This window comes from Peribacillus sp. NPDC096447 (assembly GCF_044762725.1).
Taxonomy (GTDB): domain Bacteria; phylum Bacillota; class Bacilli; order Bacillales; family DSM-1321; genus Peribacillus.
Genome location: NZ_JBIWEV010000016.1, coordinates 13,496 through 32,934, shown reverse-complemented (window position 1 = coordinate 32,934; position 19,439 = coordinate 13,496). Strand labels below are relative to the sequence as shown.

The window sequence follows — 19,439 nt, the reverse complement described above, 5'->3', positions numbered from 1 at the left end:
GTATCATTTTTCAAAACATCATCAGTCGCAACCGATTGAGCGAAATCATAAGACTTTGTTAAAATATTCACTAACTCAGTCAGTTTTGGTAACTGCTCAACTAAAGTGTTCAATGATTCCTGAACCTCAGGCTTTAAAAGCTGATCTAGGATATCCAATTGTTCTTGGTTTGCAGAAATATTAAGTGTTTCATGTTCAGGTTTTGTGACTACATCTACCATATCTAATTCCCCTTTAAACTTATTTATTTTGATTTATGTGTTTTCCGCCGATACTACTAATCATACGACTCTAATCTCTTAATTTCAAATATTTCTTTTGTGATACGAATATAATTATTATAGTTATAAATAAGAGTTATTAGGTGGTTTTGGAGATTTATCTTAATATTCCGAGAAAATATTAAGATTATTCTAATGATAATACCTTTTTCTCATTTCCTATTATATAGAACACTATAATGTCCATAATCTTTGAATATGCCATGCTTGAATGAGACCCAAGAATATTTTATCTGATTTAGGGTAAATAATATTATCTGAATTGGAGATGATGCCTTTGGTAGAACGCAGGATGTTAAAGATCCGTGGTGAGAATATCGAAATATCCTCTAGGTACAATGAAAAATATAGTAAATGGAATTGTACAGCTAAAATTCCCAATAGTTCCATCATTGCTTATTGTCGTGATAAGAATAAGCTACGTGCTGAGACAGTTTCTATGAGCAGGTTATTAATTACTTATGATGACTATAAAATTATCTGAGTTGTAAAAGGCGCCCACCCTTGAAGAGGAAGTGGGCGCCTTTTTTATAGAATAATATTTTTATCTGCGAAATTGGGAATATATCTTCGCACATGGGGATATATCATCGAAAACTCATGATTTATTTACGAATTATTCGATTTATCGATTTTTCGACAAAAACTCCCTTTAAAAAAGCTGATTTTTAATGAAAAGAAACGAAATTGTCAAAAAATATATCAGAAAATACTGAAAAGGAAAGTAAAATTATGTTAATATATTTAAAAAAAGTATTATTTTCTTAGAAATATTGAATATTTTATTTTTAAAGGATCTCCATTAATGGAGTGTAGGACCTGGCCATTTTATATGCAGCGATTAGCAAGTGAAATAGCCTTATAGAATAAGATTATCAATTGATTTTACTACAATAAACTGAAATGGAGTGATAGAATGGTTAATATTACCGGATATGGAAAAGCGAAACAAGAAGCAGTGAATAATTTTCAGGAATTTGTGGGTTTTGAGATCCCAGCAGATTATAAACAATTTCTCCTTACGCATAATGGCGGCACAACTGCGGTTCGAAACAGTAAGTTTTATGTAGATGGATTAGACACGCTCGTTTGCTTAAATGTACTTTATGGATTAGAACTTCAAGATAAAGAACTGGATTTACAGAAATGGCATGAAGAAAACAGAGATGACTTACATAAGAATTGCATTATAATAGGTAATGATACATGTGCAGGTAAAATCTTGCTGATAGATAACGAAGAGGAAAAGGGAGTTTACTTCTGGGATCAGGGTTGGTATTCGGATCCATCTAGTCAGGATGAAAATATTTATAAAGTTGCATCGAGTTTTCAATCCTTCATTGAGGGATTGAAAATCCCGGAAGAAATCTAATTTTATTGTAATCTCCTTGATTGGCTCATACCATTCAAGGTTTTTTATTGTCATGTTAATGTGGAGAATAAGGTGTATAAAATATTATTGGTTGAAGACGATTCCAAAATAGCTGGAATCTTGGTCAATTACTTAACAAGGTATGGGTATGAAGTTTTTGAAGTGAAGGAACTGGACCAAGTCTTTGCGGAGTTCCAAGAGATAAAGCCAGATTTGGTTTTATTGGATATTAATCTGCCCTATTATGATGGTTTCCATTGGTGCCGGCTAATAAGGACGGTTTCAAAGGTTCCCATCATATTCATATCTGCAAGGACAGATGAAATGAACCAAGTCATGGCCATTGAATATGGGGGAGATGATTATTTAACAAAACCGTTTCATTTGGAAGTGGTACTGGCGAAAATAAAGAGTGTCCTACGTAGGGTTTACGGTGAATATGCGGATATATCTTCATTTCACCAACAAATAAAGGAAATGGATGGATTAACGCTTTATACGGAAAAAGCGATGATCGAATACCAAGACAATCAGATAACGTTAACCCAAAATGAGTTGAAATTATTGAGTTGTTTACTACGACAGTATGACACCATTGTCTCGCGTGAAGATTTGCTTGAAGCATTATGGAATGATGATTCATTTGTTGATGACAATACATTGACCGTCAATGTTACAAGGGTTCGGAAAAAACTTGAGGATATCCGCGTCAAGCATGCCATAACAACCAGCAGGGGAAAAGGATATCGACTAAAGGTAGTGCAAGGTGAAGAAAAGTGTGGCTAAAATCCTTTATGAAAGACCGTCTTTATTTTATATTTTATACCGTTTTATTGGTAAGCCTGCTTATTATTGCTTATGCACTAGCCGTTCTGGAAGCGGGGAATCACTTATCGGTTTCAAATATCATCTATTTAATTATTCTGGCGTTGTTTATGATGCTATTATTAAAAAATATTGGGTGAACTGTTAATTACTTGATTAATTATAGTATTATATGCCTGTAATTATAGAGAATATTAGATTTTTCTCTATTTCTATGTCACTTTATATAGTAAACTCAGTATAGGTTCGTTAACTTTTAGCTGCTAGAGATGAGGTAAGTTTAATCCTATGAAAAATAAAAAGTTAAGGGCATTTCTTTATTTGACCATTCTTTTATTGATTGTTTTCATTCTTCTAAATATGTTTTCAACATATTTAAGCATTAAAAATTCTGTGCAAAAATCCGTTGCTAATCAAAACTTGGTAGCTGCTAGATCTATTGCCGACTCGATGGATATGGAGGCCTATCAGCGTTTTCTTAATAACCAAGTAAAGAGCCGGGATTATATGGATATAAAAGCTTACTTAGAGGATGCCCGTGAAAAAATAGGAGCATTATATGTTTATACCATTTTGATTGATAATCCGAGAGTATCAAAGTGCATGATTACTGGGTTTTCTAAAGATCATAAAGGGGATTTTCCTATCGGTGGTGCATGTACTGTTCCGCCGGAGCAGGTCAAACAGGGGTATGAAGGCAAAAGCTTCATTACCGGGATTCTAGAAGATCCGGAATATGGTGAGTATTTGACTGTGGGAGTGCCAATGAAAAATCAAGATGGCGACATTATTGGATTTTTGGGCATTGATGTGAGCGCAGAAGATATTAATGCCATTAACGGCAAGGTATTGAAAAGCAGCATTGCCATTCTTGTTTATAATGGTGGATTTGTTATCATGCTGCTGGTTACCTTTTTTGTCATTCAAAAATGGTATCAAAAGGAACTGACACGTGAAGTGGGGGATACGGAAGATACGTATCAATCGGAATTTCAATCGCTCATTGCTTCAGTCCGCTCATTAAGGCATGATTTTTCCAATCATATTCAGGTGATACATGGACTGCTTAAATTAGAGGAGAACGCAAAAGCACTCGAATACTTAACAGGTCTTTCAAAAGAAGTGCTTTCGATTGAATCGATGAAATTGGATGTGATTCATCCGGGCTTATCTGTCCTGTTAGAAACGAAAAGGCTCTCGGCCCAGAATTATAACATCGATATTGAAATCGATGTTTCACCCGAATCCTTCAATCGGGTCAAAACAACCGATTTGATAAAATTATTATCAAATGTTATCGACAATGCTATTGAGGCAACAATTGAATTGCCAGAGCAAGAACGCCGAATGAATATTGCATGCAAAGCTGATGATGAAAAGTATATGTTTATGGTAACGAACACCGGACCAATGATTTCGGAATTAGATATGGAGAATATATTCGCCAGCGGTTTTTCAACCAAAAAGGCACAAAAGGGCAAAGTTCGCGGACAAGGATTGTTCATCGTTAAAGACTTAGTGAACAGATATGATGGAGAGATTCATGTACAATCCTCGGAAAAAGAAACGGCCGTTACGATGATCATACCCGTAAATGGAAAAATGGGCTAAATTAAAAATTGATAAAAAGGCATGATTTCTCAAATACAGAAGGAATCATGCCTTTTTTTATGATTCTATTATCGGGATTAGAATCCCCTGCTATCAGGAGAAGGGGATTCATTTTTCTCCAGTGCCGCAAATGGAGCTGTGAGCTTCAAATGCATTTTCGGTATTTTACACTCTAACAATCTAAGTGATATAAAGATGAAAAGTTGAATAAAAGTACCTGAAACGGACATAATGGGTAGATGTTTAGCTGCTTTCATCGAGATTATGATAAGATAGGGAAAAAATCATTTAAGGCAGTGAGAGTGTGAAACAACAAAAAGGAAAACTTCTCGTGATCATAGGACCGACTGCTGTTGGGAAGACAAAGATGAGCATTGAGATGGCAAAGTTATTTAATGGTGAAATTATTAGCGGAGACTCCATGCAGGTTTATAAAGGGATGGATATTGGGACTGCAAAAATCAAGAGGGAAGAAACAGAAGGAATTCCTCATTATTTACTTGATATTAAAGACCCGGATGAACCATTTAGTGCGGCAGAGTTCCAGGAGCGAGCCAATGCTTGTATCGAGGATATCCAAAGCAGAGGTAAACTCCCTATTATCGTCGGTGGAACAGGATTATACATACAATCGGTCATTTATGATTATCAATTTTCGGAGGCGCCATCCGACCCTGTTTATAGGGAGGGACTCGAAAAACAGGTAAGGGAGTTAGGAATTGATCCCGTTTTTGAACAATTACGCAGCGTTGACCCGGAAAGCGCGAATCGGATTCATCCTAATAATGTAAGAAGGGTGATCAGAGCACTTGAGATTTTTCATTGTACCGGTAAAACGATGAGTGAACAGCTGAATGAACAGCCTACAGAATTGAAATATGATACGTGCATCATTGGATTGACAATGGAACGTGAAAAGTTATATCAACGCATCGATCAACGAGTTGATGTCATGGTAGAAGAAGGGCTGATTCAAGAAGTGGAGTCATTTCATGAAAAAGGTTTGAGGGATTGCCAATCGATCCAGGCTATAGGTTATAAAGAAATCTATGATTATTTTGATGGAATGGCTTCATTGGATGAATCGGTTGAGACATTAAAGCAAAACTCCCGTCGTTATGCAAAAAGGCAATTGACCTGGTTTCGGAATAAAATGGATGTAAATTGGTTTGATATGACCGATCTCGAGGGTTTTCCAAAAAAAATACATGAAATATCTGGATTTATAGCAGGAAAGCTTTTCAGTGAAGGCGAATACATAAATTTAGAGAGAAAAGAGGAGGACTAGTTCATGAAACAATCAGTAAATATTCAAGATCAGTTTCTTAATCAATTACGGAAAGATGGTACGTATGTGACGGTATTTTTATTAAACGGGTTCCAGATTAGAGGACAAGTGAAAGGGTTCGATAATTTTACCGTTTTATTTGAATCGGAGGGCAAACAGCAATTAGTCTATAAACATGCGATTTCTACATTTGCTCCACAACGTAATGTTCAGATTGATTACGAAGTGAAGGAATAATCATATATATGAATGTAAAAAACAGGTCTAGCTTATAGCGACCTGTTTTTTTTGCATGCAATTCTCTGTTCTTTTTCAAAGAATCGATAATTTTACGTACCTGTTTTGAATATATATCTAGGGACGGATTATTTTCCGGGAAACCGCAAGAAATGACATTCCCCCATATAAATTGGTGAATGGGAACGGAGATTGTCGTAACACATCCTCCAAGGGAAGAATTCTGTCAGAATAAGTCGCTTTTCAGTAAGGGAATACGGCTTAAATAATCGAATTTTCCGATGGGGTAATTATGACCATCATTAATCAATGAAAATTTGTGGAATTAGAGTAAGGGTCCAAGATGGAGAGGTGAAAGCATTGGAACAACCGATCCGTATGAAAAATAACGGGCAAATCAATATTGTGTTTAATGCGGAAAACAGAAAAGCGCTACAAAAGGAACTACCGATAAAAGAAATTTTGGTGCAGGAAATCCCCCACCAGCATGTTGCATTGAAAGAGATTGAAGATGAACTGAAATCGCTGGTCGGAATGGAAGAAATGAAAAAGATGATAAAAGAGATATATGCCTGGATTTACATCAATAAACAACGTGAGGCAAAAGGGCTGAAGACTGGCAGGCAAGCACTGCATATGATGTTTAAAGGAAATCCCGGAACGGGGAAAACAACGGTTGCACGTTTAATCGGTAAGTTGTTTCAAAAAATGAATGTACTATCGAAAGGCCATTTAATTGAAGCGGAGAGGGCAGATTTGGTCGGGGAATACATTGGTCATACTGCCCAAAAAACAAGGGATTTAATTAAAAAGGCCATTGGCGGAATCTTATTTATTGATGAAGCCTATTCCTTGGGAAGAGGCGGGGAAAAGGATTTTGGCAAAGAAGCCATAGATACCCTTGTCAAGCATATGGAGGATCGGCAGCACGAATTCATTTTGATCCTTGCTGGATATTCGAGGGAAATGGATTATTTCCTCAGCCTTAATCCCGGACTTCATTCCAGATTCCCGCTTGTTATTGATTTTCCGGATTATACAATTGACCAGTTAATGGAAATAGCCGATCGGATGTTGCAGGAAAAGGAATATCTAATGAATCGGGATGCCGAAAGGAAATTAAAAGAACATTTAATCATATTACGTTCATTTCGGGGACCTATTTCATTTTCTAACGGACGTTATATCCGCAATGTACTTGAAAAGTCAATTAGGGCACAGGCAATGCGGCTTTTATTGGAGGATTCATTTGAAAAATCCGATTTACTGACGCTTACCAGCCAAGATTTGGTTTTCGAGGATGATGAAAAAGAATGACATGGAAAAGCCCACCAAGATGGCGGGCTTTTCAAATTTATGTTTTAGGCACCCATTTTTTATTAGGAAGATGCCAATTGTTGGTGTAGGAAAGGACTCGCAATATCGTGATGACGGCAAAGAGCGAATAAAGCTGCCATGACTGGGATAATACACCACTGCCTAAGGCCAAGCCAGCAATGATGGCCCATACTACGTAGATTTCTTTTCTGAAGACCAATGGCTTTCTTCCGGCCAGTACGTCCCGGAGAATCCCGCCGCCGCATCCGGTTAATGCAGCTGATACAATGATGGCGCTTATTGGATGATTAAGTTCCACGGCATACATTGCCCCTTGGATGGCAAAGGCTGAAAGGCCAATGGCATCACTGAAGTTTCCCCATCTATCCCAGTGCTTTGAAAGGTTTGTAGGAAAAACAAAAACGATGGTGATGGATACTAAAGCGATGACAAAATAGAAACTTTGATCCCATAACGCTGAAACGGGGACACCGATTAGCAGATTGCGGATTGCCCCTCCGCCAAAGGCGGTAATTATTCCTAAAATATAAACTCCTAAAATATCATACTCTTCTTCCATGGCGATGATGGTCCCGCTAATAGCGAATGCAATCGTACCTATGAAGCTTAATACTTCCCATGTCATATGAATGTCCCTCTATGTCTTTTTGATTTTGATGGTAAAGCCAAATTTGATTTTAGCATGTTATAGGAATTTTTAAAACGGTTAAAAGCTACGTTTTCAGGAAATTTTTATATATTCAATTTTTTTGTTATGATTAACTGAAATCTACCCGAAGGTGGTGCATGTAATTTGGAAGAAGCAATAAAGGAAACGGCCGTTTTGATTGGGTGTCAAACAACGGAGACTAATGAACGTTTTGAATATTCACTTGAGGAACTGGCTTCATTGGCGAAGACGGCGAATGGTGAGGTTTTAATGACCATCACCCAGAAAAGGGAAAGCGTCGATCCAGCTACATATATAGGAAAAGGAAAAGTGGAGGAACTTCAGAATCTGGAAGAGGAGCTTGAGCCGGATTTATTTATCTTTAATGATGAACTTTCCCCGAGCCAGATCCGGAACCTTTCCAAGCAATTGGAGGCAAGGATCATTGACCGGACACAGCTAATATTGGATATATTCGCTCAGCGGGCGCGATCCAGGGAAGGGAAGCTGCAGGTCGAACTTGCTCAGCTCCAATATTTATTGCCGCGTTTGGTCGGACAGGGGACGGCAATGTCCAGGCTGGGCGGTGGAATCGGCACCAGGGGACCAGGTGAGACGAAGCTGGAAAGCGACCGCCGCCACATTCGTGGGAAAATAGATGAAATCAAGCAACAATTAAGTGGCATAGTGAAGCATCGTGAACGTTATCGTGACAGAAGGAAACGTAATAAGACCTTTCAAATAGCGCTTGTGGGATACACGAATGCAGGTAAATCAACACTGTTCAACCGTTTGACGGCGGCGGATTCTTACGAAGAGAACCAGTTATTCGCTACACTTGATCCCATGACACGAAAGGCGATTCTTCCAAGCGGATTTACCGTGCTGCTGACGGATACGGTTGGCTTCATTCAAGATTTGCCGACATCTTTAATTGCCGCATTCCGCTCGACCCTGGAAGAAGTGAAAGAAGCGGATCTATTGCTCCATGTGGTGGATTCGTCAAGTACAGATTACTTTAATCATCAGAAAACGGTGCAGGATTTGCTAAATGACTTAGATGTCCCTTCCATTCCACAGCTAACGTTGTATAATAAGAAAGATAAGGTTCACGCTGATTTTGTCAGGTCAGCCAGTCGTGCTTCATTAATGATCAGTGCCTATGAACAATCGGATCTGAATGAAATCATGGAAGAAATTGAAAAGTACGTGATTGAAGAAATGGTCCCGTATCATGTTTTCCTGCCATCGAGTGAGGGTAAACTATTATCACAGCTGAAAAATGAAACCATATTGCGCACTCTCTCCTTTAATGAAGAATCGGAAAGATATGAATGCAAAGGTTTTTGTCTAGCTGATCATCCAATAACCGGGCAGCTGGAGAAATATTCATTATAAAGGGGAATTTTGATGTATCAGCAGTTAACAAATGGAGAAGTGTTGAAAAACATTGCCCAGGAAGTGGAAGCAATGATTTCTCCATTACATAAGCAAGTGGACGAACGAATCGAAGAAAATCAATTTCGTGTATTACAAAGTTATCAAGCACATAAAGTGAGTGATTCCCATTTCATCCCTACTACAGGGTATGGATACGATGATATGGGCCGCGATACGCTCGAATTGATTTACGCAGATGTTTTTGGAGCGGAAGCTGGATTGGTGCGCCCCCAAATTATATCAGGCACACACGCCATCTCCACCGCTCTTTTCGGCATATTGCGCCCAGGGGATGAATTGTTATACATAACTGGAAAGCCGTATGATACTTTGGAAGAAATCGTCGGTATCCGGGGAACGGGCATCGGCTCTTTACGTGATTTTCAGATCAGCTATAAGGCCGTTCCGTTAGCGGAAACTGGAACCGTTGATTTCGAAGCCGTCAAACAAGCCATTCAACCAAATACGAAGATGGTCGGTATACAACGGTCGAAAGGGTATGCTACACGTCCTTCCTTTACGATCGATGAAATAAAGGAAATGATTTCCTTTGTCAAAGGCATTAACCCGGAAATCGTCGTGTTCGTGGATAATTGTTATGGAGAGTTTGTTGAGACACAAGAACCATGTCATGTCGGAGCGGATTTAATGGCTGGTTCACTCATTAAAAATCCTGGCGGCGGGATAGTGAAAACCGGTGGATACATTGTTGGTAAAAAAGACCTGGTTGAAGCTTGCTCTTATCGGTTAACATCACCCGGAATAGGGGCTGAAGCAGGTGCTTCGCTTTATAGTCTGCAGGAAATGTACCAAGGGTTCTTCCTTGCACCGCATGTCGTGGGCCAAGCTGTTAAAGGGGCCATGTTCACAGCTGCCTTTTTAGAAAAGCTCGGTATGAATACCTCTCCAAAATGGGACGCGAAGCGAACTGACTTGATTCAATCCGTCCAATTTGATGACCGGGATAAGATGGTTGCCTTCTGTCAGGCCATTCAATATGCATCACCAATTAATTCACATGTGACACCATATCCTGCCTATATGCCGGGATATGAGGACGATGTAATCATGGCTGCGGGCACCTTTATACAGGGGGCCAGCATTGAACTGACGGCAGATGGTCCGACAAGGGCTCCATATGTTGCCTACGTTCAAGGCGGATTGACATATGCCCATGTTAAAATAGCTGTATTGACTGCTGTGAATGCGCTAATGGACAAAAAGCTGATTCAATTGTAATTGAAATTAAATTAGGTATGTAATGGGAATCCAGATCCAATTGGATTCCAGCAAAAACAATAGTCATAATATTTGTGTAGTAAAAATCATTTAATTTTTCTGAAAAAAACACGTCATAAAATGTAACATCATATTGACAAGTTTAATAACATGATATAAGATTACTATAGATAAATAAAAGGAGGATGCTAAGAATGAGCGGCAACAACATTCGGCGTTCGATGCCTCTTTTTTCCATCGGAATCGTCATGCAGTTAACTGAGTTGTCTGCACGCCAAATTCGGTATTACGAAGAGCATCAACTTATTACTCCTATGAGAACAGATGGAAATCGTCGGGTTTTTTCATTAAATGATATCGATCGACTGCTTGAGATTAAAGATTTAATCGAACAAGGAGTCAATCTGGCCGGCATTAAAAAGATTTTCACTGTAAAGGAACAGAATTTACCTAAAACTCAAGAATTAGAACAAGCGGAAAAAATAAGGCATGACCTTAGTGACGAGGAGCTTCGCAAGCTTCTGCGTTCCGAGCTTTTACAAGGAAGCAAGCATCGAACATCTCTTAGACAAGGGGATATGTCCCGTTTTTTCCAATAAAAAATATGATTTATGAATTATTAGGGGGAATAGAAATTGGCAAAGTTCACACGTGAAGACATCACTCGTTTAGCGAAAGAAGAAAATGTTAAGTACATTCGTTTACAATTTACTGACATTTTAGGGACAATTAAAAACGTTGAAATCCCAGTCAGTCAATTAGAAAAAGCACTTGATAATAAAATGATGTTTGACGGATCTTCCATTGAAGGCTTCGTTCGTATCGAAGAGTCTGATATGTACCTATATCCTGATTTAAACACATGGGTTATCTTCCCTTGGACTTCCGAAAAAGGTAAAGTGGCACGTTTAATCTGTGATATTTACAATACGGATGGAACACCTTTTGATGGAGATCCACGTGCTAACCTAAAACGTGTTCTTGCAGAAGCAAGAGAAATGGGCTTCACAGATTTCAATCTTGGACCTGAACCTGAATTCTTCCTATTCAAACTGGATGCAGCAGGCGAGCCGACGCTGGAATTGAACGATAAAGGCGGATACTTTGACCTTGCACCTACTGACCTAGGAGAAAACTGCCGTCGTGATATCGTTCTTGAGCTTGAAGAAATGGGATTTGAAATCGAAGCATCCCACCATGAAGTAGCTCCAGGACAACATGAAATTGACTTTAAATATGCAGATGCAATCTCAGCTTGTGATAACATCCAAACATTTAAATTGGTTGTTAAGACGATTGCCCGCAAACATGGTTTACACGCGACATTCATGCCAAAACCATTGTTCGGTGTTAACGGATCTGGTATGCACTGTAACGTTTCTTTATTCAAAGGCAACGAAAACGCATTTTATGATAAAGAAGGTAAATTGGAATTAAGTAAAACAGCTGAGCAATTTATCGCAGGTATCATTAAGCATGCTCCAAGCTTCACTGCGGTAACAAACCCAACTGTTAACTCATACAAACGTCTAGTTCCTGGTTACGAAGCTCCTTGTTATGTTGCATGGTCCGCTAAAAACCGTAGCCCATTAATCCGTATCCCAGCATCACGCGGAGTAAGTACTCGCGTTGAGGTACGTAGTGTCGATCCAGCAGCAAACCCATACTTGGCACTTGCAGTTCTACTAAAAGCTGGTCTTGACGGTATCAAGAACGACTTGACTCCACCGGCTCCAGTTGACCGCAACATCTATGTTATGAATAAAGAAGAACGTGAAGAAGTAGGTATCGTTGATCTACCAGCTACTTTATATGCTGCATTGGAAACATTAAAATCTGATGAAGTCATCAAAGAAGCATTAGGTGAACATTTACTTGAACACTTCGTCGAAGCAAAAGAAATCGAGTGGGATATGTTCCGTACACAAGTTCACCCATGGGAACGCGAACAATATATGTCAATGTATTAATATCTCAACCCTTGGCACCTCTGGTGTCAGGGGTTTTTTCTATTTCGGGCATTCATTCATGAAATCTAAGGAAGTTATCAACTCAAAAGAGAAGTTATAGCTATTGTCATAGAAGCTTTTGGACTTAATTAATAATGTAGATCTTAAATTGCCAACAAGTATTTCAAATTCAGATTCTGATAGATGGTTTGTCATTCATCATGGATTACAAAATCCTAACCAAACAAGAAACGAAACTGAAAAAAGAATAATTCTCTTTGGAAAATGATTGGAAATAAGGGTGATGATATTAAAATCTTGATGAACTAACGGGTGCGTCAGCTGAAAATCAGAGCTGTCTTCAAGGCAGCTCTTTCTTTATGTAACTATCGGGGAAGTTTAGTGGAAGGAGGAATAACAATACTTTGTCTAGAAACTATCAATAGGTGATGAAAAATAATGATTTTAAAACATTTTCTCTTATATTCGGATGATGATGAAGGAATTGCAGAAGTGGATAAAAACTTGTCTTTTCAATCAAGATGTATAACATCTCTTTACGAAAGATGTTTCTCAAAGTTTCATACAACTGAAATTAAACAAATCAATATCTTCTGTGTAAAGGAAACTCCAAAGCCGAATTTAACTATTATAGATGGTTTTTGCGATGTGGAAATTCATTATGATGTAGTTGGATTTTTCAAACTAGATGACCAAAAAAAAAGAAGTAATACTAGATAAATTAAAGCAAGGTATTGATAAAGTGGTTAAACTGAATAACTGGGAAAGCACTCCATTCGATGATGCTTATAACTGTGTGAAAGAAGCCGGTTACAAAACTAATTATGTTTGGAAGAAACCAAAGAGTAGCCCAAATCGCAACTATAAAGCTGAAGTTATTATTAAGCACAGTCTATATCTATGTGAGATATATTTGATAGTCAAGGATAAAAACGGACAAGAAATAGCAAAAAAAATGGTGGCATCTGAGAAGCCAGATGAATTACTTTTCAGACGACATTTAGGGGAACTAAAGTGGTTATCAAATAATGAAGTTGTATTGTTCAACAGTTCTAAAACTAATTACGTTTCTGTTTAAAAATTAAGAGAAAAATATTAATGAACAAATGGTTTTTAGAAAAATGAACTCTTTGCTAGCATATATAGCAGGGCTTTTAAATTTATTGAATTAGTATCTTCTTCGTTTATCTTGGCATCTCAAGAATAAAGAAAACGACACAATAGTATAGACAGGCTGTCGAGAAAATCTATATAAATGTGAAGATTTACACTTAAACTACCATAAAAATAAGTTTCCTTAAAAATGAAAAATGACAATACTTAAGAAGACCCTGCTCAATCGTTTTAAAAAAAGAGGAGAGCGTTAATTAATTAGTCTATGGATTAGGGTTGACTGGTTAAGGTCAGTATCAGTATTGACACTTCCTAACCATTTTCATTCTTTGTGGTGAATCGCCGATTTTTGCGATTCATGGATAGCTAACGGGTGCGTTCGCTGAAGATCGGAGCTGTCTTTAATGCAGTTTCTTTATGTAACCAACGGGGGCAGATTAGTTGAAGAACAATTGAGCTATTACACTTCAAAAAATTGGACTATTTTTCTCGAAATTAGGAAAGATAACTTCTGAAGTGAGAGTTTATTATATGAAAAAGGGATAAAATTTTAACCTATCCTGTAGATATTGAAAAGTTAAAAAAGAGAATAAGATGCCGATGAAGGCATCCAAATTCGTCAAATCTAGGATTTTAATAACATTGTAGAACAAGACCAGGGTTTTAATTTCGATGTTAGGAGTAAAATCATTTCAAACAGCCACTGATATAATCTGTAAGTTGATAGGAAAGTTACTACTTTTCCTTCAATAAATCATTTTTGCATCAGAACCATATAACCTATATCATATCAATATGAGATATTTTCCAATGCTCATTCTTAATAAGTTGCTCTAAATTTTCTTTGTCTCTTTTTTTAAAGTAATGGATAATTTGTTTATGCTGTTCATTCATTTGTTCTAATACGGCAAAAAGTTTTTCTTCGTCTTTACTCAAATAAATTTGTCTAACAAAACTGTTTTGCAAAGAATTAAGAAGGTCTATTAATGTATCGTTTTTACACTTATCAATATAAACTTTATGGAATTGATTTTGGTATTTTTGATAATCTGAATAATGTTTTTGTGAAATTGACAGGTCAATTTTTTTAACCAACTTTTCCATTAGATCTATATCACTTTCTGTAATATGCGCTATAGATAATGAGGCTGCTAAGGCGTCCAGCACACCAACAACTTGAAAAACATCAAGCTTTTTATTTGTATCAAGTTCTTTAACGATAAATCCTTTTCGAGGAAAATACTCAAGTAAATTTTCTGAGGCTAATTGTATCAAAGCTTCCCTTACAGGAGTTCTGCTCACTTCTAATTTCTCGCTTAGTGCTACTTCATTTATTTTATGCTTAGGAAGCAATGTTCCATTCTGAATTTCTTCTGCTATATGATTATATACATGGTCTTTAAGTGATTGGTATCTCTTTTTGATAGTCCTTCTCCCCTATGCTAAAAGTTGATATCATCTATTATACAATATACAATATAAAATTGAAAATTCTTGATTTTTATATTAGCATCGGCTTCTAAATTCTTCATAGGACTACTGTTTTGTAATATAGTAACTCACTATTACTTTCATTACTATCAGCCTCTAAGTTGAAACATGAAGCGAATGGAACCGAACATAAGAATTTCTCCTTTTAAATGAATTTAATGAGGGTGAAGGCGAACATTTAAGACTGCTACATGTATATAGAATATGGAGCATTATAAAAACTAGCTGTTTTAATTTGAAGGTAATTTTAAAATTAAATTAATAAAACATTGAAATGGCGAAGAGTCCAGTGTATTATATTTCATAATATGAATGATATTTCTGATTATTCAGCATATTATACAATATATAATATAACTAAAAAATATGCTGAGTTATTAGCTTTTTTAACTAAATACCTTCATATTAAAATAGTAAAAAGTAATTTTAAGTAAAAAAAGGTAGTGGTGACAAGTATAAAGAAAAGGAGGAATCATTAAATATACAATATACAATATACAATATAATAAAATTTTGTTATAAGTTGCTAATAAAGCATCATTTTAAAAATGGCAAAGAATAAATTTAAGCAATAAAAAAAGGAGAAATAACAAGTACGGAAAAGAAAGTAACTATTTAATATACAATATACAATATATTATATAAATTCGAACAACAAAGAGATGTAGCTGAAAAAGCTATGAAAATTAGAGGTGAGAGAACATGAGTAAGCAAAACGATATACGAGACGGTACCAAGGCTGTATGGGCAGGAGAAAAAGAATCTCTTGCTTACAATGCAACTCAAGTTCCCGTGGTGCTAAGTGTAGCCTACAATTACGATGACATAGACGAGTGGCATGAAGTGGCCATTGGAAATAAGCATGGGTATATATACAACCGCATGGCAAATCCTACTGTTCAAGCTCTGGAGGAAAAAGTAAGAATCCTCGAGGGAGCTGAAGCAGCAATTGGTTTCTCATCAGGAATGGCCGCTATTAGCAGCACGCTATATACATTTTTAAGACCGGGAGACCGGGTTATATCGGTTAAAGACACATATGGGGGAACCAATAAAATCTTTACCGAATTCTTACCGAATCTCGATGTCGATGTGCAGTTATGCAACACAGGAAATCATGAAGAAATTGAAGCTGAAGTGACTAAAGGCTGCAAGGTTTTATATTTGGAGTCTCCTACCAATCCTACGATGAAGATTACTGATATTGAGAGAATGGTAAGAGCCGGAAAATCGGTGGGGGCATTGGTCATCATAGACAATACTTTTGCTACTCCCATTAATCAAAATCCGATTCAATTAGGAGTTGACATTGTAATTCATAGTGCCACTAAATTCTTAAGCGGACATGCTGATGCATTAGGCGGTGTGGTATGCGGATCTAAAGAACTGATGAAAAAAGTCTATCATTATCGAGAAATCAATGGAGCGACGATGGATCCTTGGTCAGCCTATCTTATTTTAAGAGGGATGAAAACGTTAAAACTTCGAGTACGTCAGCAAGAAAAGAGCGCAATGGAAATCGCAAAGTATCTGCAAAAGCAAAAGCTTGTAGAAGCGGTCAATTATCCTGGGTTAGAAACGCATCCGCATCACCATATTGCAAAGAAACAGATGAGAGGTTTCGGCGGAATATTAAGTTTTGTATTGAAAGGGGAGATGGATGCAATAAAAATTTTATTGCCAAAATTACAATATGCAAATAAAGCCGGAAATCTTGGAGCTGTAGAAACTATATATGGACCCGCAAGAACTACTAGTCATGTGGAATGTACTCTTGAAGAACGCAAAGCTCTTGGTATTCCGGAAGGTTTGGTTCGTATCTCCGTAGGAATTGAGGATACGGAAGATCTTATTTCTGATTTAGAGCAAGCTTTTGCTCATTTGGAATCACAACTACCAGTAACGGTAGCTGCAAATAAAGATATTAATAATGGAAGAGGTATGGGGATATGACACAAAAAATTGCATTGCTTGGATTTGGTGTAGTCGGCCAAGGATTGGCAGAAATTTTACAAGATAAAGGTGAGTCTTTACGCAGTGAACTTGGCTTTGATGCTAAAATTGTTGCTATTTCTGATGTCATGAAGGGCTCTCTTTATCACCCTGAAGGGTTGGATATCTCTCAAGTATTACAAGCTGTAAAGGAAACGGGAAAGCTGGAGAGTTACCCTGAAACCCCTGGGTTGATAAGGGGATGGGACAGCTTTAAGACAATCCTTGAGAGTAATGCGGATACCATTGTGGAGATTACTTTCACTGATGTAAAAACCGGACAACCCGCTATCGATCATTGTAAGACGGCATTTGAAAGTAAAAAGAACGTAGTAATGAGCAATAAAGGTCCCGTTTCTTTAGCATACCAAGAACTAGCTGAGTTAGCCAAAAAGAATGATGTGCGATGGGGCTTTGAAGGAACTGTTATGAGTGGAACACCAGCGTTGAAAATGCCTCTCGTTTCATTGGCAGGAAATAATATTTTTGAATTGCGGGGGATTTTAAATGGAACGACTAATTATATTCTGACCAAAATGGAAGAAGGATTGACCTATAAGGATGCATTAATTGAGGCACAAGCTCTTGGCTATGCAGAGGCAGATCCTACCAGCGATGTAGAGGGATATGATTCTCAGTATAAAGCTACTATTCTTGCTAATGTTGTAATGGATATTCCGATGAAACGAGAGGAAGTAGAATGTGAAGGAATTAGTCATCTTACACAGCAAGACATTCAATGGGCAAAATCTGAAGGGAAAAGGTGGAAGCTTATTGCTAAATGTAAAAAGGATGGTGATAAAGTATTCGCAAAGGTAGGCCCTGAAGCTATACCTCATACAGATCCTCTAGCTGGAGTTCTGGGAGCACAAAACGCTATTACGTATAACTGTGACTTAGCCGGTCCGATTACGTTGATTGGTGCCGGAGCTGGTCGCAAAGAAACAGGATTCTCTATTCTGATTGATTTAATCAATATGAGCCGTGGGCAATTTTGATCTTGTACACCATTCAAGTAATAAGCTGGAAAATTACTTATACGGGGTGATTATCGATGACAATTATTGAAGCGCTTACAAAGAAAAATAAGATGTTTCTTGCTGGAAAATGGGTATCCGGTGACAAAAAAATTGAAATTCTCGATCCACAGGATAATAGTTTAATTGCAACCGTTCCTGCCGCTAATGAGAAGGATGTACTTCATTCCATAGAAGAGGCAAAAAAGGGAGCGAAAATAGCCGCGGACATGCCAACACATGAAAGAATCGCTATACTAAATCGTGCCGCCGATTGGATTTATGAGCATAAGGAAAAATATGCAATGACCATTGCCCGTGAGGGAAGTAAGACTATTAAAGAGGCGAGAAAAGAAGTAGTGCGTTGTATTGAAACACTTCGAATTAGCGCAGAAGAAGCAAGGAGAATTAATGGCGAAACGATTTCGTTTGACCAAATGCCGGGAAGCGAAGATCGCATGGGGTATTATTATCGTTTTCCTGTTGGAATTATTGTAGCTATAACGCCTTTCAACGATCCATTAAACCTTGTTGCCCATAAAGTGGGACCTGCTATTGCTTCTGGAAATGCTATCATCGTAAAACCAGCACCTGCTACACCTTTAAGTGCTCTTTTATTGGCAGAAGCCTTTGAAAAAGCAGGTTTACCGCCTAAAGTATTATCCGTCATTACGGGGTATCCGGGTGATATGGGCGAGAGCCTGATTACTCATTCAGCCATACGAATGATTTCTTTCACAGGAGGACTCGCCACTGGCCAAGCGATTATGCAAAAGGCAGGTCTGAAAAAGATGAATATGGAGCTAGGATCGAACTCACCGGTTATCGTAATGGAAGACGCTGACTTAGAAGAAGCGGTTGAATCGACTGTATCCGGCGCCTTTTGGGCCGCAGGTCAAAATTGCCTAGGAGTGCAAAGAGTATATGTTCAAGAAGATGTTTATAAGGACTTTATTGGAAAGTTTGTTAACCGTACTCAACAATATCGAGTAGGCAATAAACTCTCAGAGGAAACCGACATGGGGCCTATGATTTCAGAGAAAGAAGCAAAGCGAGTTGAGAGTTGGGTAAATGAAGCTGTTGAGAAAGGCGCGAACTTGCTGTGTGGCGGCAAACGTCAAGGTTCTTTTTATTATCCAACTGTTTTAGAGAATGTTCCAGCACATTGTAAGCTGGCAACTGAAGAAGTTTTCGGACCAGTTGTTACCATTCACAGCGTGCCCGATCTGGATACCGCTATTTTCCAATCTAACAATGTGGATTTCGGCTTGCAAGCAGGTATATTCACTCGTGACTTAGATAGGGCGTTTGGAGCTATACGTAAATTGGATGTAGGCGGGGTTATGATAAATGACAGCTCTGATTATCGTATAGATGCCATGCCTTTCGGGGGAGTGAAGGGTTCTGGTTTAGGTCGTGAAGGAATTAAGTTTGCACTTCAAGAAATGACTGAAACAAAAGTGGTTTGTTTTAAAGTTCCGAGCAAAAGGTGATAGAAAAAGTAAATGTGATAATGATAGCTTTATAGGAATCGACCCGAGGTCGATCTTCGCGCTACAAGTAAGGTGCTGCATCAT

General features: G+C 37.8%; 18 protein-coding genes and 1 pseudogene. 16 read left to right on the top strand and 3 right to left on the bottom strand.

Annotation, left to right across the window (positions count from 1 at the left end; genetic code table 11):
* Positions 1 to 221 (bottom strand): annotated as a pseudogene (locus ACIQZD_RS25620) (DUF1641 domain-containing protein); the annotation flags it as partial.
* Positions 222 to 1,197: 976 nt separating this feature from the next.
* Between ACIQZD_RS25620 and ACIQZD_RS25615 the strand changes: the two are divergent.
* The 7 genes from ACIQZD_RS25615 (at position 1,198) to spoVK (ending at position 6,931) form a co-directional block, all read left to right on the top strand.
* Positions 1,198 to 1,653 (top strand): SMI1/KNR4 family protein, encoded by a 456-nt coding sequence (locus ACIQZD_RS25615; RefSeq protein ID WP_402907533.1) that lies wholly within the window; start codon positions 1,198 to 1,200, stop codon positions 1,651 to 1,653.
* 72 nt (positions 1,654 to 1,725) lie between these two features.
* Positions 1,726 to 2,439, top strand: a complete 714-nt coding sequence (locus ACIQZD_RS25610; RefSeq protein WP_402907530.1) for a response regulator transcription factor — start codon at positions 1,726 to 1,728, stop codon at positions 2,437 to 2,439.
* Entirely contained in the window at positions 2,432 to 2,626 is a 195-nt protein-coding gene (locus tag ACIQZD_RS25605; RefSeq protein ID WP_402907527.1) for a hypothetical protein, read from the top strand. Before ACIQZD_RS25610 ends, ACIQZD_RS25605 begins: the two co-directional genes overlap by 8 nt.
* A gap of 140 nt (positions 2,627 to 2,766) precedes the next feature.
* Entirely contained in the window at positions 2,767 to 4,089 is a 1,323-nt protein-coding gene (locus tag ACIQZD_RS25600; RefSeq protein WP_402907524.1) for a sensor histidine kinase, read from the top strand.
* A 367-nt stretch (positions 4,090 to 4,456) separates the two neighbouring features.
* The gene (miaA, locus tag ACIQZD_RS25595; RefSeq protein WP_402907545.1) at positions 4,457 to 5,377 is read left to right on the top strand and encodes a tRNA (adenosine(37)-N6)-dimethylallyltransferase MiaA; all 921 of its coding nucleotides are present in this window, start codon (positions 4,457 to 4,459) and stop codon (positions 5,375 to 5,377) included.
* Positions 5,378 to 5,380: 3 nt separating this feature from the next.
* On the top strand, positions 5,381 to 5,614 hold the full coding sequence (hfq, locus tag ACIQZD_RS25590) for an RNA chaperone Hfq (protein ID WP_034313436.1): 234 nt from the start codon (positions 5,381 to 5,383) through the stop codon (positions 5,612 to 5,614).
* Positions 5,615 to 5,974: 360 nt separating this feature from the next.
* Positions 5,975 to 6,931, top strand: a complete 957-nt coding sequence (gene spoVK / locus ACIQZD_RS25585) for a stage V sporulation protein K (RefSeq protein ID WP_137019802.1) — start codon at positions 5,975 to 5,977, stop codon at positions 6,929 to 6,931.
* Between the two features lie 37 nt (positions 6,932 to 6,968).
* Here the strand turns inward: spoVK and ACIQZD_RS25580 are convergent, their stop codons facing one another.
* Positions 6,969 to 7,577, bottom strand: a complete 609-nt coding sequence (locus ACIQZD_RS25580) for a trimeric intracellular cation channel family protein (protein ID WP_350302074.1) — start codon at positions 7,575 to 7,577, stop codon at positions 6,969 to 6,971.
* 168 nt (positions 7,578 to 7,745) lie between these two features.
* Here ACIQZD_RS25580 and hflX point away from each other — a divergent pair, with 168 nt between their 5' ends.
* The 6 genes from hflX to ACIQZD_RS25550 all read left to right on the top strand — a co-directional run bounded on the left by hflX (position 7,746) and on the right by ACIQZD_RS25550 (position 13,328).
* Positions 7,746 to 8,999: a GTPase HflX gene (hflX, locus tag ACIQZD_RS25575; protein ID WP_402907518.1), complete on the top strand. Its 1,254-nt coding sequence runs from the start codon at positions 7,746 to 7,748 to the stop codon at positions 8,997 to 8,999.
* A gap of 12 nt (positions 9,000 to 9,011) precedes the next feature.
* Complete coding sequence (locus tag ACIQZD_RS25570; protein ID WP_402907515.1) at positions 9,012 to 10,280, top strand: methionine gamma-lyase family protein; 1,269 nt, start codon at positions 9,012 to 9,014, stop codon at positions 10,278 to 10,280.
* Between the two features lie 194 nt (positions 10,281 to 10,474).
* Complete coding sequence (locus tag ACIQZD_RS25565; RefSeq protein ID WP_101226049.1) at positions 10,475 to 10,879, top strand: MerR family transcriptional regulator; 405 nt, start codon at positions 10,475 to 10,477, stop codon at positions 10,877 to 10,879.
* A 36-nt stretch (positions 10,880 to 10,915) separates the two neighbouring features.
* Positions 10,916 to 12,250, top strand: a complete 1,335-nt coding sequence (gene glnA, locus ACIQZD_RS25560; protein WP_034313424.1) for a type I glutamate--ammonia ligase — start codon at positions 10,916 to 10,918, stop codon at positions 12,248 to 12,250.
* A 438-nt stretch (positions 12,251 to 12,688) separates the two neighbouring features.
* Positions 12,689 to 12,970, top strand: coding sequence for a hypothetical protein (locus ACIQZD_RS25555; RefSeq protein ID WP_402907510.1), 282 nt, complete (start codon positions 12,689 to 12,691; stop codon positions 12,968 to 12,970).
* A complete protein-coding gene (locus ACIQZD_RS25550) occupies positions 12,939 to 13,328 on the top strand; it encodes a hypothetical protein (RefSeq protein WP_402907507.1) in 390 nt (129 codons plus the stop codon). The genes ACIQZD_RS25555 and ACIQZD_RS25550 overlap by 32 nt, the downstream gene beginning before the upstream one ends.
* A gap of 815 nt (positions 13,329 to 14,143) precedes the next feature.
* Here ACIQZD_RS25550 and ACIQZD_RS25545 read toward each other — a convergent pair.
* Positions 14,144 to 14,788 (bottom strand): GntR family transcriptional regulator, encoded by a 645-nt coding sequence (locus ACIQZD_RS25545; RefSeq protein WP_402907542.1) that lies wholly within the window; start codon positions 14,786 to 14,788, stop codon positions 14,144 to 14,146.
* A gap of 768 nt (positions 14,789 to 15,556) precedes the next feature.
* On the opposite strand from ACIQZD_RS25545, the gene ACIQZD_RS25540 reads away from it, so the two are divergent.
* Genes ACIQZD_RS25540 through ACIQZD_RS25530 form a run of 3 tightly spaced genes read left to right on the top strand, consistent with a single transcriptional unit; the run spans position 15,557 to position 19,355 of the window.
* Complete coding sequence (locus ACIQZD_RS25540) at positions 15,557 to 16,807, top strand: cystathionine gamma-synthase family protein (protein WP_402907504.1); 1,251 nt, start codon at positions 15,557 to 15,559, stop codon at positions 16,805 to 16,807.
* On the top strand, positions 16,804 to 17,844 hold the full coding sequence (locus ACIQZD_RS25535; protein WP_402907502.1) for a homoserine dehydrogenase: 1,041 nt from the start codon (positions 16,804 to 16,806) through the stop codon (positions 17,842 to 17,844). Before ACIQZD_RS25540 ends, ACIQZD_RS25535 begins: the two co-directional genes overlap by 4 nt.
* Before the next feature lie 56 nt (positions 17,845 to 17,900).
* Positions 17,901 to 19,355: an aldehyde dehydrogenase family protein gene (locus tag ACIQZD_RS25530; protein WP_402907499.1), complete on the top strand. Its 1,455-nt coding sequence runs from the start codon at positions 17,901 to 17,903 to the stop codon at positions 19,353 to 19,355.
* Positions 19,356 to 19,439 lie beyond the last annotated feature (84 nt).